The organism is Xenorhabdus bharatensis (assembly GCF_037996705.1).
In the GTDB taxonomy this organism is placed as follows: Bacteria; Pseudomonadota; Gammaproteobacteria; order Enterobacterales; family Enterobacteriaceae; genus Xenorhabdus; species Xenorhabdus bharatensis.
Window position 1 is genome coordinate 132,981 of sequence record NZ_JBBMXG010000002.1, and the last position, 15,913, is coordinate 148,893.

The 15,913-nt window shown below is 42.9% G+C and carries 14 protein-coding genes; 2 read left to right on the forward strand and 12 right to left on the reverse strand.

The genetic code is table 11. The features are described from left to right. Window positions 1-18 precede the first annotated feature (18 nt). Window positions 19-1,731, reverse strand: coding sequence for a YbaL family putative K(+) efflux transporter (gene ybaL, locus AAC855_RS02275; RefSeq protein WP_340608012.1), 1,713 nt, complete (start codon window positions 1,729-1,731; stop codon window positions 19-21). Window positions 1,732-1,949: 218 nt separating this feature from the next. Then, a complete protein-coding gene (locus AAC855_RS02280; RefSeq protein ID WP_340608013.1) occupies window positions 1,950-3,194 on the reverse strand; it encodes an MFS transporter in 1,245 nt (414 codons plus the stop codon). Window positions 3,195-3,545: 351 nt separating this feature from the next. On the opposite strand from AAC855_RS02280, the gene ushA reads away from it, so the two are divergent. Next, complete coding sequence (gene ushA, locus AAC855_RS02285) at window positions 3,546-5,204, forward strand: bifunctional UDP-sugar hydrolase/5'-nucleotidase UshA (RefSeq protein WP_340608014.1); 1,659 nt, start codon at window positions 3,546-3,548, stop codon at window positions 5,202-5,204. 116 nt (window positions 5,205-5,320) lie between these two features. On the opposite strand, the gene AAC855_RS02290 is transcribed toward ushA, so the two are convergent. The 5 genes from AAC855_RS02290 to copA form a co-directional block, all read right to left on the reverse strand. Beyond that, window positions 5,321-5,839 carry an acetyltransferase gene (locus AAC855_RS02290; RefSeq protein WP_206602258.1) on the reverse strand — a complete coding sequence of 173 codons (519 nt, stop codon included), beginning with the start codon at window positions 5,837-5,839 and terminating at the stop codon, window positions 5,321-5,323. 11 nt (window positions 5,840-5,850) lie between these two features. Next, window positions 5,851-6,018, reverse strand: a complete 168-nt coding sequence (locus tag AAC855_RS02295; RefSeq protein WP_340608015.1) for a hypothetical protein — start codon at window positions 6,016-6,018, stop codon at window positions 5,851-5,853. A 159-nt stretch (window positions 6,019-6,177) separates the two neighbouring features. After that, complete coding sequence (gene ybaK, locus AAC855_RS02300) at window positions 6,178-6,654, reverse strand: Cys-tRNA(Pro)/Cys-tRNA(Cys) deacylase YbaK (protein WP_340608016.1); 477 nt, start codon at window positions 6,652-6,654, stop codon at window positions 6,178-6,180. Between the two features lie 30 nt (window positions 6,655-6,684). After that, window positions 6,685-7,494: a TraB/GumN family protein gene (locus tag AAC855_RS02305; RefSeq protein ID WP_340608017.1), complete on the reverse strand. Its 810-nt coding sequence runs from the start codon at window positions 7,492-7,494 to the stop codon at window positions 6,685-6,687. 144 nt (window positions 7,495-7,638) lie between these two features. Next, a complete protein-coding gene (gene copA / locus AAC855_RS02310; RefSeq protein WP_340608018.1) occupies window positions 7,639-10,407 on the reverse strand; it encodes a copper-exporting P-type ATPase CopA in 2,769 nt (922 codons plus the stop codon). Window positions 10,408-10,514: 107 nt separating this feature from the next. On the opposite strand from copA, the gene cueR reads away from it, so the two are divergent. Beyond that, window positions 10,515-10,919 carry a Cu(I)-responsive transcriptional regulator gene (gene cueR / locus AAC855_RS02315; protein WP_340608261.1) on the forward strand — a complete coding sequence of 135 codons (405 nt, stop codon included), beginning with the start codon at window positions 10,515-10,517 and terminating at the stop codon, window positions 10,917-10,919. A 45-nt stretch (window positions 10,920-10,964) separates the two neighbouring features. On the opposite strand, the gene AAC855_RS02320 is transcribed toward cueR, so the two are convergent. From AAC855_RS02320 to AAC855_RS02340, 5 genes are all read right to left on the reverse strand, one after another. Further along, on the reverse strand, window positions 10,965-12,215 hold the full coding sequence (locus tag AAC855_RS02320; protein WP_340608019.1) for a patatin-like phospholipase family protein: 1,251 nt from the start codon (window positions 12,213-12,215) through the stop codon (window positions 10,965-10,967). A gap of 494 nt (window positions 12,216-12,709) precedes the next feature. After that, window positions 12,710-13,159: an NfeD family protein gene (locus AAC855_RS02325; RefSeq protein WP_340608020.1), complete on the reverse strand. Its 450-nt coding sequence runs from the start codon at window positions 13,157-13,159 to the stop codon at window positions 12,710-12,712. A gap of 2 nt (window positions 13,160-13,161) precedes the next feature. After that, window positions 13,162-14,091, reverse strand: a complete 930-nt coding sequence (locus tag AAC855_RS02330; protein ID WP_340608021.1) for an SPFH domain-containing protein — start codon at window positions 14,089-14,091, stop codon at window positions 13,162-13,164. A gap of 46 nt (window positions 14,092-14,137) precedes the next feature. Continuing rightward, window positions 14,138-15,016: a co-chaperone YbbN gene (locus AAC855_RS02335; protein ID WP_340608022.1), complete on the reverse strand. Its 879-nt coding sequence runs from the start codon at window positions 15,014-15,016 to the stop codon at window positions 14,138-14,140. A gap of 69 nt (window positions 15,017-15,085) precedes the next feature. Then, window positions 15,086-15,859: an SDR family oxidoreductase gene (locus AAC855_RS02340; protein WP_340608023.1), complete on the reverse strand. Its 774-nt coding sequence runs from the start codon at window positions 15,857-15,859 to the stop codon at window positions 15,086-15,088. Window positions 15,860-15,913 lie beyond the last annotated feature (54 nt).

A 15,913-nucleotide genomic window follows, 5' to 3' on the forward strand; every position in this document is an offset into this window, starting at 1 on the left:
TCCATATTAATCAATTCACTATGCTGCTGATGAATTGGTTGGTGAAAATGACGATGGTAGCGTTATCGGGCAGTCAGGCGTGGATTCAGGGAGTAAATCCGCCATCGCTCTGGCGATTTCATGTTCGCCGATAATAATATGATCAGCGCCACGAGCAGTAAGGTAAGTGACTTCATCATCGTAATGAGCACGAACGATAATATTGATATCCGGCCTGACTGCTCTTGCACTCTCAATAATTTTGCCTGCTTGATAACCATTAGGGATAGCCAGAAATAGCACACGAGCACAATCCAGTCTTGCTAATGCCATAATATCTTCTCTTGCCGCGTTCCCCATCACTGCACTAATTCCCATTTCTCCTAACTCTTCAAATCGGGCACGCGTGTCCTCAATAGCAACCAGTGGAAAATGTCTTTCCTGTAGACGCTGGCAAAGCAGGTGACCGACTCTGCCATATCCCACCACAATCGCGTGGCCGCAAATATTGACAGGGATTTGAGTTTCTTCTTCTAGTGTTTCTTCCAGTATCTGTTCTTCTATCGTTTCTGTTTTTTCCAGATAGCGATCCAACAGGCTGAACAAAATCGGATTTAACATAATGGAAAGAATAGCCCCTGCAAGTATCAGGTTACGTGCGTCACCCTCTAACACGCCTAAAGTGACACCTAATCCAGCCAGAATAAAGGCAAACTCACCAATTTGGGCAAGACTGACAGAAATAGTCAGTGCGGTACGCCGTGAGTGGCCGAAGAGCCTGACCAGCAACAAAGCTGCGACAGATTTACCAATAATAATAATGGCCAGCGTTCCTAAAATGGCAATGGGTTGCTGGATCAAAATTATTGGATCAAACAACATGCCGACCGAAACAAAAAACAGCACAGCAAAAGCATCTCTGAGAGGTAAAGTATCCTGTGCGGCTCTATGGCTCAGTTCTGATTCATTCAACACCATTCCGGCAAAAAATGCACCCAGTGCAAATGAGGCATCAAACAGTTCCACTGCACCATAGGCGACTCCTAAGGCGATAGTGAGGACAGCCAGAGTAAATAACTCACGGGAGCCTGTACTGGCTGTTTTTGCCAGTAGCCAGGGGATAAGACGACGGCCGACAAAAATCATCAATAAAATAAATGCGACAACTTTGCCGACGGTAATAGCAAGTTCCAGAATTAATTGGCCGATATCAGTATTATGGTTATCTAAAATACCCGCAGAAGCGGGCAGCAATACCAAAGCCAGTACCATTGCCAGATCTTCGACAATCAGCCAGCCAATGGCAATTTTCCCCCGCTGGCTGTCAATGAGTTGACGTTCTTCCAGTGCTCTGAGCAGTACCACAGTACTGGCGGTGGACAGGCAGAGGCCAAAGACAATTCCGCTGAATAAACCCCAGCCCAGTAATTTTGACAGGCCGGCTCCCAAGAGCGTTGCCACGGCAATCTGGGCAATTGCTCCCGGGATTGCAATTGATTTTACGGCTAATAAATCTTTGAGTGAAAAATGCAGACCGACACCAAACATCAATAAAATTACGCCAATTTCTGAAAGTTCAGGCGCCAGAGAAGTATCGGCAACAAAACCTGGTGTAAAAGGCCCGGCAAGCACGCCGGCCATAAGGTAGCCTACCAAAGGTGAGATTTTTAGACGCTGTGCAAGCATACCAAGTAGATAGGCGAGGAGAAAACCGCCAACAATAGTCGTGATGAGAGGTGTCGAATGCTCCATCAAGTCTCCTTCTGGGTTGGATAAATGTAATAGTATGTATTATCAGATTGGGTAATTATTAATTTTACAAATAATTTGAAATATTTGCTTGAAAAATATACTTGTTTGAAGAAATGAGGGTGATCTACATAAAGAGCATTGTAATGGTATTTTATGTAGATCTTTTTATTATTTACGCATGTTTACAAAGAGAAATGATGATAAATAATTAATATTTATTATTTTTTATTACTGATTTTATTATATTTATTCCCTATATTTGGTAGGAATAGAGTAAAAATGCCAAGAAGGGGTAAAAAAGCACAAATTTTGTAAACTAATTCTATACTGGTTTTATCTGCTATGTATCCGAGAGCGGCGGCTCCGACACCTCCCATACCGAATGCTAACCCAAAGAATAATCCTGCTATCATTCCGGTTTTGCCGGGAAGTAGTTCCTGTGCATAGACGAGAATGGCAGAAAATGCAGATGCTAATATCAAGCCGATAATAACGGTGAGTATGCCCGTCCAGAATAGTGATGCATAAGGTAAAAGAAGAGTGAAGGGAGCAACGCCGAGAATAGAACCCCAGATAACATACTTACGGCCGATTTTATCTCCGATAGGGCCACCAATCATGGTGCCTGCGGCGACAGCAAACAAAAAGACGAAAAGATGAATCTGGGCATTTTGAACAGAAACACCAAATTTTTGGATCAGATAAAACGTATAGTAGCTGCTGATGCTGGCCAGATAGAAATACTTTGAAAAAATCAGTATCAGTAGAATGATAAAAGAGCGGACAATGATTTTTTTGGGAAAAGCAGGTTCAAAGCTTGTCTTGGAGGCGTAGCGTGAAGTCGTGCGATACTGTATTTTGTACCATTGACTGACTTGTAACAGAATGATAATTGCCAGCAAAGCCGCCAGAGAAAACCAACCTATATTTCCCTTACCGTAAGGCGCGATGAAAATGGCGGCTAATAGCGGGCCAAGCGAACTTCCCAGATTTCCGCCTACCTGAAATAACGATTGGGCTAATCCAAGACGCCCACCCGAAGCCATTCGGGCAACTCTGGATGATTCTGGGTGAAAGACCGATGAACCTGTACCGACCAGTGCTGCAGCCAGCAGTATCATAGGAAAACTTTCGGCATAAGCCAGCAAAAGCAATCCGGAAAGGGTAAAACCCATTCCAATGGGTAGCGAATAAGGTTGAGGGTGTTTATCTGTATATAAGCCAATGAGGGGCTGTAGTAAAGACGCAGTGATCTGATAGGTCAGAGTTATCATCCCAATCTGTATAAAACTGAGAGTAAATTCAGATTGTAATAGTGGATAAATCGCCAGAATCAGCGATTGGATCATATCGTTCAAAAGATGAGACAGGCTAATTGCGCCAAGAATAGAGAAAACTGTTTTCTGTGTTCTTTTTTGTGAGCCTGATTGTGGAATTGTATTCTTTTGTTTATTTTTGTTCATTGCTTCACCAATTTCACCTGTGTTGTATGGTGTTGAACGGTTATTTAATTGTTAAACCTTAACGCATATTCACTTTCCAATAAAATCGTTGCTCATCTTGGTATAATTTGATGACTATCGCAAAAAAATGGAACAACACTCTATTTAATAGCTTATTTATGTAATCTTGATCGAAAAAATATGGCATTAAGTGCTGTGCCACTCGTCTGTTCGGTTGTTGAATATATGCCTGCGCCGGCCATGTTTTTTGTCATGGAAAAGTAATATTTTTTGAAATGGGGCAGGTTTTAACATCGTTGAAAAACAATAATAGTCACGTAGTCAATTTATTTAGGAGCACGGAGATATCCGATGAAATTTTCATTTAAAGCGTCAGTATGTACCCTTGTTGTTTCTCTGGCTTTATCACCGATGGTGGCTTCGGCTTGGGAAAAAGATAAAACGTACGATATTACGATCTTGCATACCAATGATCATCATGGTCACTTTTGGCAGAATGATCATGGCGAGTACGGACTGGCTGCACAGAAAACGGTAGTAGACTCCATACGGCAGGAAGTTGCTAAAAAAGGTGGCAGCGTATTACTGCTATCGGGTGGAGACATCAATACGGGTGTACCTGAATCAGATATGCAGGATGCCGAGCCGGATTTTAAAGGCATGAATCTGGTGGGGTATGATGCGATGACACTGGGAAATCACGAATTTGATAAGCCGTTAAATGTACTTTATCAACAGGAGAAATGGGCTAACTTCCCATTCTTGTCAGCGAATATCTACCAGACCAGTACTGATAAACGTCTATTTAAGCCCTATGTGATATTCGATAAGCAGGGGGTTAAAATTGCTGTTATCGGTTTAACTACTGACGATACCGCGAAAATAGGTAATCCGGCTAATTTCCCTGATGTAGAATTCCGTATACCTGCGGAAGAAGCGAAAAAAGTCATTGATGAACTCAAGAAAAATGAAAAGCCGGATGTCATTATTGCTGCAACGCATATGGGGCACTATGACGATGGTCATCATGGCACAAATGCTCCCGGAGATGTGGAGATGGCGCGCAGCTTACCTGCTGGCTATTTAGATATGATTGTGGGGGGGCATTCACAAGATCCGGTCTGTATGTCTGCGGAAAATAAAAACTATAAACAAGTGGATTATGTACCGGGAACACCTTGCTCTCCGGATCGTCAAAATGGCACATGGATTGTTCAGGCCCATGAATGGGGTAAATATGTCGGTCGGGCAGATTTTCAATTCCGTAATGGTGAATTTAAGTTAATGCACTATCAGTTAATTCCCATCAATTTAAATAAAAGAGTTAAACAAGAAGATGGAAGCACTGAGCGGGTTTATTACACTCAACAAATTCCCCAGAACGCAGAAATGCTGAAATTGTTGACGCCTTATCAGGATAAAGGTAATCAGAAATTAAGCGTCAAAATTGGGTCAGTTGACGATAAATTAGAAGGTGATCGTAGTAAGGTTCGTTTTATACAGACTAACATGGCTCATCTTGTGCTGGCCGCTCAGATGGAACGGACTAATGCTGATTTTGCTGTGATGAGTGGTGGCGGTATCCGTGATTCTATTGAAGCAGGGGATATTACTTATAAGGATGTATTAAAAGTTCATCCATTCGGTAATCAGTTAATTTATGTTGACTTCAAAGGCAGTGAAGTTCTGCCTTACTTGACCGCGGCGGCTAATATGGAAGCAGATTCAGGTGCTTATGGTCAGTTCTATAATGTCAGTTTTGTGAAAGAGGGTAAAAGCATCAGCGACGTAAAAATTGCTGGGAAGCCTTTAGATCTGAATAAAACTTATCGTATGGCAACATTGAATTTCAACGCTATCGGTGGTGACGGTTATCCACGAATTGATAATTTGCCGGGGTACGTAGATACTGGTTTTGTCGATGCGGAAGTATTAAAAGGGTATATTGAAAAACATTCTCCACTGAAAGCCGCTGACTATGATCCTAAAGGTGAAATAGTTTTCAAGTGATAATAAGTTAAAGCTGATTTTTGCTAAAAAAGACCATCTTTAAGACAGATGGTCTTTTATTTATCAGTTGAAATGGTAATAAATAATCTGAAGTAGGTATGGTTGAAGGAAAATAATTAATTGTTTAATATCATAGTTATTAGCGTGTTTTTCTCTCCCTCCCTTTTGTGTGGTATTATTTTAAAGCCGTGGCTTTGATATAATTTAACAATTTTATTTTCATTTTTGCATTCTAGAATAATTGTTCGTCCTCCTATTAGATATTGCGCTTTTTCGATAATAACTTCTATTGGAATTAGGATGTCCTTAAGTTTTATTGGATTTCCTTGTAAGGAGAAATTTTTAGCTATCTGTCCAATTAAATAAACTTTCAGTGATGTTGCACGATTGCTGATGCCATCAAGTTTCTTTATTTTTGATTTTGAAAGAATAAAGTCATGTATTGGTAGTTCTTTAAAGGTCAGAGAAAAATAAGCCAAAATCATTCCCGTCATATCTAAAACCAAGTAGGTTCTTGTTGCATCAACTTTTTCAAATCTAATGGCTCTTGAATGTAAAAATGACTCTACATCTTGGTTTGATGGACAGGAAAATGAATGCAAATATTCCATTGTTTTATCAGCACCAAGTGTCATTAATACCTTTCTTAAAGCGAGAATTTTCGTTTTAATATTTCTATCGCCTCATTTTGTTGTGCTTCTATATCTATATGGTCATATTTATTTTTTCTTGGTTTCTTATTAGCCTTACGTAACATCTTAATTGCCTTAGGGTCAGTAATCACAATTTGCCGAAAAATTGACGAGGTAGCCATTTTATCTCCTTTTATTTAAATATATTAAGTTACTTAAAATAGTAAATAATATTATTTTTGTCGTAAGGAAAGTATATCGATACTAGAAAATTGAACAAGACTCTGTTTTCGGGAAAACAGAGCCGGCTCGAAAAATTTAGGTGTAATTACAATTGATTTTCAAATTCTGGCGATATCAGCAAATGAACTATTGAGTAGTCGGCATAAATCAGCAGGCGCCAGTTCAATATCCAGACCTCGTTTGCCTCCGGAAATAAACAGAGTAGATAAAGTTTCTGCCTGACTGTCAATAACAGTAGGGAGACGTTTCTTCTGGCCCAATGGACTGATTCCTCCGATCAGATAGCCTGTCATTTTTTGTGCCAGTTGAGGATCTGCCATATCGGCTTTTTTGGCTTTAAATACCTTGGCAACTTTTTTCAAATCCAGTTGCCCGGCAACCGGGGTGACAGCGACAACAAGATTTTTAGGATCACCATTTAATGAAACCAAAAGGGTTTTAAAAACTTTTGTTGCATCTAAACCCAGTTTTCTGACTACTTCATCACCAAAGTTATGTTCATTGGCATCGTGTTCATAAGGATGAATCTTAAAATTAATTTTTTGTTTTTCCAGCAAGATGATGGCAGGGGTCATATAGAAGTTCTCAATTATTTGAAATATCTTTTATTTTTGTTGCTGCAACAACTGTAGCAAATTGTTTTCACCATGAAGGTGTAATGCACCGACCACGACTACATATTTTCCCGCAGGTAAGGCACGTAACTGTGCGCTCCATTGGTAGTTACGTTCAGTTATCAGGGTTTGGTAAATAGCGTCGCAGAAAGTTTGTGGCAATACCGGGGTTTTCTGGTCTGATTTGTAATTCATCCACCAGCCAATCATAGTTTGTAAAGCGCGGGCATTCGTATGCCAGTGAGCAAGCGTATCTTCTAATAAAGAAAGGCCACCATTCGGCAACTCGGTAAGTAAGTTGACCTGCTCATCTGTTCCTTCTAGCTCGATGATATCTTTATCAATGGCTTTTGCACTATTCAGTAACTGGTAATCAATCCCATACTGAGGACTCATGCCTAAGTATTTAGCCTGAGCAGCCTGAAGGATCAGGGCAACCTGCCAAGAAGGCAGTGGATCCAGTCGTTCTATCGACTGATAGATTTCATGGCAGTATTGTTGTAGAAACGCAAAGTGTTCAGGTGATAAACGTTGTGACAGCCCGGCCTGATCGGGGAGTATTTGCTGAAATGGCGATCCTGATTGGGTAATATCTGCCTCAACAATTAAAGAATTACATTGTTCCAGTTGTTCCAGCAATACTTCAGAAAGTGGATACATATTTTCTGTACCCATATGGATGCTGCCAACAATATGTAATTGTCTGTTTTCAGGCAGAGTGACATCATAAGCAGGATAGGGGTAATTTCGTTGGGAATTTAGTCCTAATACATTACTGAGATAGGTCATGAGTTTTCCCATTTCACAACTCCGTTAATGGATGTAAGCCGATATGCTAATGTATTAAAGGTTAACAGGAAAGTATGAAAAAGTGCGAAATTCATAGGGTATATATGATGAATAAAAGCTAAACTTCCTTGTTTAGCTTCTCGAAGCTAAAATTAGTTAACCTTTTGTTTTAAATCGTAATAATCGGTTGGCGTTACTGACGACAGTAATGGAAGAGAGTGCCATGGCGGCACTAGCAATCACCGGGTTTAATAATGTGTCGGTGAAAGGGTAGAGGATACCGGCTGCAATCGGGATACCCAGTGTATTATAAATAAACGCCCCGAACAGGTTCTGCTTCATATTACGCAATGTCCCTTTAGATAATTCAACGGCATCGGCAACTCCATGCAGACTATGGCGCATCAGGGTAATTGATGCTGTCTCAATAGCAATATCACTGCCGCTTCCCATTGCAATTCCTACATCGGCTTGTGCTAATGCCGGAGCATCATTAATTCCGTCACCAATCATCGCGACTTTTCTGCCTTCAGATTGTAAGGTCTGAATAGTTACTGCTTTACCATCAGGCAAGACACCAGCAATAACCTGATCAATGCCCGCTTCTTTGGCGATAGCATTAGCTGTTGCCGGATGATCTCCCGTCAGCATCACTAAGTGGTACCCCTGACGATGCAGGCGTTGCAAAGCTGAGATTGTATCCTGACGCAGTGGATCACGAATTGAAAACAGGGCTGCTATTTTACCGTCAACAGCCAGAAGAACAGGAGTAATACCTTTTTCGGCCTGTTGTGCCACTTGCTGTTTTAATGTGGTTGTTTCAATCTGATTCTGTTCAAGCAGGCTCAGATTACCTAATAGTAGTGTCGTGTTACCGATATTGCCGCTAATCCCTGTTCCTGCCAGAGTGCGAAATTGTGTAACGTCAGGCAATTGTTTACTCTCAATTTTCCTGTCTTCCACTTTCAGGAGAATGGCTTTTGCTAAAGGATGGTTTGAACCGCTTTCCAGCGCCCCTGCCCACAGTAATACCTGTTCTTCCGTGTAACCATTGAAAGTATGAATTTCCGTAACCTGCGGCATGCCTTCTGTCAGAGTCCCGGTTTTGTCAAAGACAAGGGTATCGAGTTGACTGGCTTGTTGCAGTGCATCAGCATCGCGTATTAATACGCCTAATTCCGCAGCCCTTCCGACCCCTGAAATAATAGACATTGGTGTTGCCAGACCAAGTGCACAAGGGCAGGCAATAATCAGTACCGTAGTGATAATGACCAGCGCGTACATGATTTGCGGAGCCGGGCCGGCAAAATACCAGATAGCTCCGGCAACTAATGCAATAACAACGACGACAGGAACAAATATTGAGGATATTTTATCCACCAGTTGGCCGATTTCCGGTTTACTGCTTTGTGCCTGACGCACCAGATTGATAATTCTGGCTAAAGTAGTTTGGCTACCTACGGCTGAAGCTTTGAACAGGACCGTTCCATCCTGAACGACTGTCCCGGCATGAACTGTATCACCGATTGTTTTTTGCTGAGGAATAGCTTCCCCCGTCAGCATCGCTTCATCCAGCCAGACTGTACCCTGAATGATTTCTCCATCAACGGGAACCCGATCACCTGTTACCAGCCGCAATGTCATATCGGGTTCAACATCAGCCAGTGGTAATGATACTTCGCCTTCTGATGTGATAACCCGGGCTGTCGGAGGCGTTAAATCCAACAGTCGCTCAAGTGCTTGTGAAGAGCGCTGACGTGCTCGTTGTTCTAAGGCATGACCCAAATTAATTAAACCAATAATGATGGCGCTGGCTTCATAATAAATATGGCGCGCCTGAGGCGGAAAAATATCCGGCCATAAATTGACACTGATGGAGTATAGCCATGCGGCTCCTGTTCCCAGTGCAACGAGTGTGTCCATTGTCGCACTGCCATTTTTCAGGCTTTGCCAGGCATTGCGGTAGAAATGCCCGCCAGCAAATACCATCACGGCAAGAGTAATCAGGCCAATGCTCAGCCAGATGGTATGATTTTCCGGTGTGAGCATCATATTGTCGCCTATCATGCCCCAAATCATCACCGGAACCCCGACAACCAGAGCGAAGGCTGATTGCCAGCGGAAACGGCGCATATTGGCCTGTGCAATCTGTTGCTGTCGCTCCCGGCGTTCAGTTTCATCCAGAATAATTTCAGCTCCATAGCCGGCTTTGATAACTGCACTGACTAAAGCCTCAGGGGAAGCTGAACCTGTAACCAGCGCACTTCTTTCCGCCAGATTGACTCTGGCATTTTTAACACCTTCAACAGATTGCAGGGCTTTTTGTACTTTACTGACACAACTTGCGCAGCTCATGTCATCCAGCAGAAGCTGAATGCTGTCATCGCTGTTATGAGGAGCACCAGAGCCAGTTTTCTTGTCAGATTTTGTGATCGGAATGGCAGTAGGATCGGTTGCCGTTGGCAAATATTCTGGTGCCTGTGTGGCCGGTGTTGTCAGCGGCTCATTTTTGGGGAGATGTACAGTCATGACTGATTCAGCATGATAGCCTGCGTGTTGAACTGCGCTGATTAAGGCACCCTTTTCAGCTTTGCCGTAAATTCTGGCTGTTTGCTTATCGACCTCCGCAGCAACCACCCCTTCCACTGATTCCAGTGCTTTTTGAGTTTTTCCGACACACTTCATACAGCTTAAGCCAGAAAGTTGTAATTCAACATCGGGACGATCCGCGAGAGAAGCCTGATAACCAGCATCACCAATAGCGGCTATCAAGGCATCAGGCGTGACATTGCTGATAACTTTAGCGTATTCAAGAGTGACTTCGGCCTGTTCAACTCCGGATAGATGCTCCAACGCTTTTTTGACTCTGCTGACACAGTGCAGACAGGTTAAGCCCTGAAGTGCAAGAATGGTTGTTGTCGACATAGTAAAATCTCCTGAAACAGAGTGATATACTTATTATTATCATTGGGGGACAGCTCGTTATCTGTTTAGGCTAAACCTTCCTGCAAGGGGAAGGTCAAGGGGGAATGATGAATATCAGTGAAATTGCCCAGAAAACGGGCTTAACCAGCAAAGCTATCCGGTTTTATGAAGAAAAAGATCTGATTACAGCGCCGGGGCGGGAAGAGAATGGTTACCGTTTTTATCAACAGAAGCATATTGATGAATTAATCCTTTTACGACAGGCGAGAGAGGTGGGGTTTACTCTGGAAGAGTGCCGGGAATTATTACGGTTATTTCACAATCCTAATCGCCACAGTATTGATGTAAAGGCTGCAACATTGCAAAAAGTGGCTGAAATAGAAAAAACGATTACAGAATTACAGAATATCAGGAAAAAGTTATTAGTATTGGCCGCTGAATGCCCCGGAGATGATGGCGCAGATTGTCCCATTATTGAACAATTATCTGGTTTTTGTGCAAAACAGGGTTGATGATATCAGCTTAATTGTCAGGAGCCTGTATATAGTGAAAATATTTTATATCCAGAGTCGCTTAACCTGATTGCATATGCGCTCCCATTCAGGTGTTTGCAAATATTTATCCACTTCAGCTTCAAGGATTTTGATATCTTGCCAATTGTCTATATCGTACGGTGTACTGAGCATAAAATTTGCGCGTAAATAGTTGTTGCCAAGAATTTTTTCGGTCTGAAGTTCTGCCATTTTAGCCGTCGTTTCAAATATGAGCATCAACAGAGGTGCTGGTGGTATCTCATTTTGGTTCCCCCACCGCCTAGGCCACAACCACCAATTTGCTCCCCAGCTTAACGGTGCATAGTTGTCGAAATTGATCGAACTCACTCCGTTAGACATATTCCCGGTACCGACGGATAGCATGCGGATATCAGTTGGGCCAGAAATTCCTTTCAGGGATAATGCTTCGGTAAGTGCTGTCATGGATGGATTATTGGCAAAAACCCCACCATCTACGAAATAGCCAAAATCCGTGCTGTTCACCTGAATACGATGTGGCGGGAAGTACGTTGGAGCCGCGGATGTCGCCATTGCTGCATCAAGCATGGAGATATTACGAAAGGGATTTTTTGGTAGGTTGGAAAATGTGCACGGTAGCCAGGATTGATTGTTTTCGTTCCAAAGCTGGGCCGCATTAATCGCTATAAAACGACCTGAACTGGATAGTTCAGCATCTGAAAAAAATTCCTGTAGAATTTTGTTCAGGCCATCGCTGTAATATCTTGCGCCCATAGCTCCGGGTCTTCCAAGCGGTTCATCATTTTGAGCGGAAAACCCTCTAGACCCGCTCATACTTTGCAATAATATCTCATTCGAGCCAAAATGCTGAGTACCGTCATTTCTGCACTGGTCAATCATTTTTGAAAGAGTGATATCTTGTGGCATACCTTGTGAAGATATCCCTTCTGTGGGCATCCCCGCAAACCGACTGGTTTTTTTAGTAATTTGAAATTGTTTATCGAGATCCTGAATAAGTTTGGTGACCTGCAAATCACACATTCCAGTCCTGTATTTATTCTGTAAAAGACTATGGACTTTGAAAATACTAGCCCCCTCTTTTTTGTATAAATCAATCATTTTTGAGATAGGGACACCGTGTGCCATGCCCAGTGCTAATAGCCCTCCTGTGGATGTTCCGGCAAATCCATTGGCTCTTTTAATAATCTGAAATTTCTTATCGAGATCTTCGATAAGTCTGGCGGTCAGCAAACCACGAATTCCTCCGCCATCGCAGCAAATGATTTTAAAAGTCATGATTAAATCCCTATTCGGTTTTCTCAGAACCGGGTATTCGATTAATTTTAACTTTCGCTACATTAAAATATTTTTATTTTGACTATTCGTTCGAACTGGATCGTTCGAAGTGGAGCTGTCGCTTCTGCTGTTATTTTCAGAAGACAACGTACATCCTGTCAGGGCTTAGGTGTGCTTTTTTGCTGGGGTTATATAGTATTGATAAGTTTCGAGATAACGATAAATGAATGATAATTCAGCTACCTGTAACATATTGTAAACAGAAATGACTAAACTCCAATCAATGGCCAATGGCCGTTTTCAACGTTTTCCACTGGATTCATTGTTTGGTTTCATTAAAGGCTAAATATGGCTGGCGTAGCCAGCCTGTATTAGGGAGAGGCGTTGATGAATGAAGGCAATTTATCTCAAAATTAAAGGCTACCGGATGGCTAACTGCGTTAACTGACAACCAGGATTTAATATTTTCTGTGTCGGTTTATTGCCATTCCGTATTATACCGGCTTAACCTTCAGTGTGATCCCATCAACGGCGATGATTTCCACTTCTGTATTGGCAGAGAGTTCATGGTCACAGTGAATGCGCCAGCTACCATCAGCCAGTTTGATTCGTCCATAACCATTTTCAGTATCTGTCGTTAAGCGAGCGTGCTGCCCGATTAATTGCTGATTTTTCTGATTCAGCCTCTCATCACTACTTTTCTGCGGGTGGCGGCGCAACCAGCTCCGCCACGCGATAGCAGAGAGTAATGTTAATAAGGCAAACAGGATGCCTTGCAGCTCCCAGCTCATTGAGGGAAAAACCCATGTGATCAGGGCGACAATGACCGCTGCAATCCCTGTCCATAGCAAATATCCCCCCGTACCCAGCAATTCAGCAATTAACAGTAATCCACCAAAACAGAGCCAGAACCAGACCGGTTGAGTGGCTATCTGTTCAATCATAGTTAGTTATCCTGTCTATCCTTCTTACTTTCGTTAATCAGCTCAGCAATGCCGCCGATAGCACCCATCAGATTGCTGGCATCCAGCGGCATCATAATGACTTTGCTATTATCTGCTGCACCGATACTGGTAAGAGCATCAGTATATTTCTGGGCGACGAAGTAATTAATCGCCTGCATATTACCGTCAGCAATCGCGTCAGAAACCATTTTTGTTGCTCTTGCTTCAGCTTCTGCGGCACGTTCACGGGCTTCTGCCTGTAAGAAGGCTGACTGGCGTTCACCTTCTGCTTTCAGGATCTGAGACTGCTTTTCACCTTCCGCTTTCAGGATTGCAGCCTGACGAATCCCTTCTGCTTCCAGAATATCCGCACGTTTGGTACGTTCAGCTTTCATCTGGGCATTCATCGCAGAGATCAATTCCTTCGGTGGACGTACATCACGGATCTCGATACGGGTAATTTTCACCCCCCACGGGTTAGTCGCCTCATCGACGATGGTCAGCAGGCGGCTGTTAATTAAATCGCGCTGTGACAGCATTTCGTCCAGTTCCATTGAACCCAGAACAGTACGGAAGTTCGTCATGGTCAGGTTGATGATAGACAGTTCAAGGTTACTGACTTCATAAGCAGCACGTACTGGATCGACAACCTGGATAAAACAGACGGCATCAATAGTGACATTGGCGTTATCACGGGAGATCACCTCTTGCGATGGAATATCCAGTACCTGTTCCATCATATTGATTTTACGGCCCACGCGATCAATAAACGGGACCAGAATATGCAACCCCGGCGTTAAGGTGCGTGTATAGCGGCCGAAACGTTCTACTGTCCACTGATATCCTTGTGGAATGGTCTTAACACAGGTAAAAACGATAACGACTGCAATAATAATCAGAATGGGCACAGCCCCGAGAGAGAGTAAATCCATAACAATTCCTTTATTAGTTAATCATGGAATACATAAATACGCTTAATCAATAGAGTAAAGAGTATACATGACGACGATATTTGGATGCCAGTGCATCTCCGGTACCGAGCGCGGTGATAATATCCATCAGTGTCTTTTTCACTTCACCATTGGCAGCAGAGAGGTCTTTTTTCAGAAAACCGAACAATAATTCAAGTGCTTCTTCATTACGTCCGACCTCATGTAACTTAGACGCTAATTGAATCGCAAGTTCAGCATTTTCCGGCTGAGCAGCCATTTCCAGCAAAAGTTGCCTGATTTCAGGAGAATCCGCTGCTTGCTTGTGTGATTCAATAGTAGCCAGTAAATCATGATAACGTTGGTCTTGCTCTTCTGATGGAATAGTTTCCAGTACTTTTTGTGCTTCTTCCAGATGATTGAATGAAATATGGACTTCAGCCAAAAGTAAGCTGAGTTCGGTATCCTGTGGATCTTCCTGATGCGCTTCTTTCAGTAAAGACAGCGCTTCCTGATTTTTTCCTTCAACAAGTAGTTCACTGGCTTGTTCCAGCGGGGACTTTCCTGACAGTGGCAGAATTTGGGCAAACATCTTTCTGATATTTTCGTCGGTTTGCATCCCTTCAAAGCCGTGGAAAGGGCGGGCTTCACGCACAAAAAGCACGGTCGGTATAGTCCGTACACCGAATTGTGCGGAGATATGGCCCAGTTGGTCACAATCGACTTTCGCCAGAATAAATTGACCGGCATATTCATGCGCGAGTTTATCAAGGGTGGACTCTAATTCATGACAATGCAGATCCTGAGGGGACCAGAAATAGAATACAACAAGTGTGGTTAGAGACTGTTGAACAACCTGAGCGATATTTGCTTCATTAATGCGAACAATCTGAGCAGTGTTGCTGTTAGTATTCATTGTTGGTTCCATGGCTTCTCTCTCGTTATAAGGGCATTAAAGTGTACATAGGGCTGGCTTGCCGGTTTTTCAATCTTATTACTAATGCGAAGATACGATTTTATCGATTAATCTTGCTGGTAGCAGGCGACGCAGAACAGTGACCGCATGAGATATTAGCGTTACAGGATAGCGTAACTTAGGGTTAGGGCTTTCCAGTGCATGAATGAGTTTTTTCACTACATCTTCAGGCGTCATCGCTAAACGGTGCGCCATTGCCGAGTTTTCGACGGGGTTATCAATTTCGGTCTGAGCAACATTTTCGGTGAAACGAGTTTTAATCGGCCCCGGCTGTATCAGACTGACTTTTATCCCACTTCCCACTAATTCCATTCTCAGCGCATCAGACCAGGCTTCAAGCGCATATTTACTGGCAGAATATGCACCACGGCCTGGCGTAGAAATTAATCCCAGTACAGAACTGGTCTGGATGATCCGCCCTTCACCATTCGCCAGAATAGCGGGCAGCAGCAGACTCGTTAGCTGATGAGTGCCAAAGAAGTTAGTGGAAAACTGCTTTTCCATTTGTTCACGGGAAATACTCATCAACGGGCCATAAACGCCAAAACCCCCATTATTGAATAACCCGAATAAACGACCGCTTGTTAACTCAATAACTTGCTCAGCGGCTTTCTGAACACTTTCTTGATCATCTAAATCCAGTTCGATGGGTTCTAAGCCTAATTCGCGCATATGTGCTAAATCAGCAGGTTTACGGCAAGCAGCCAACACACGATAGCCACGTTGATGAAGCGTTTTGGCGGCGGCTAATCCGATACCACTGGAGCATCCGGTAATAAGAATGGCTTTTTGCATAACTTTACCTGTCAATTTACAACAATTTACGGGCATAAATGATTTACTATTAAT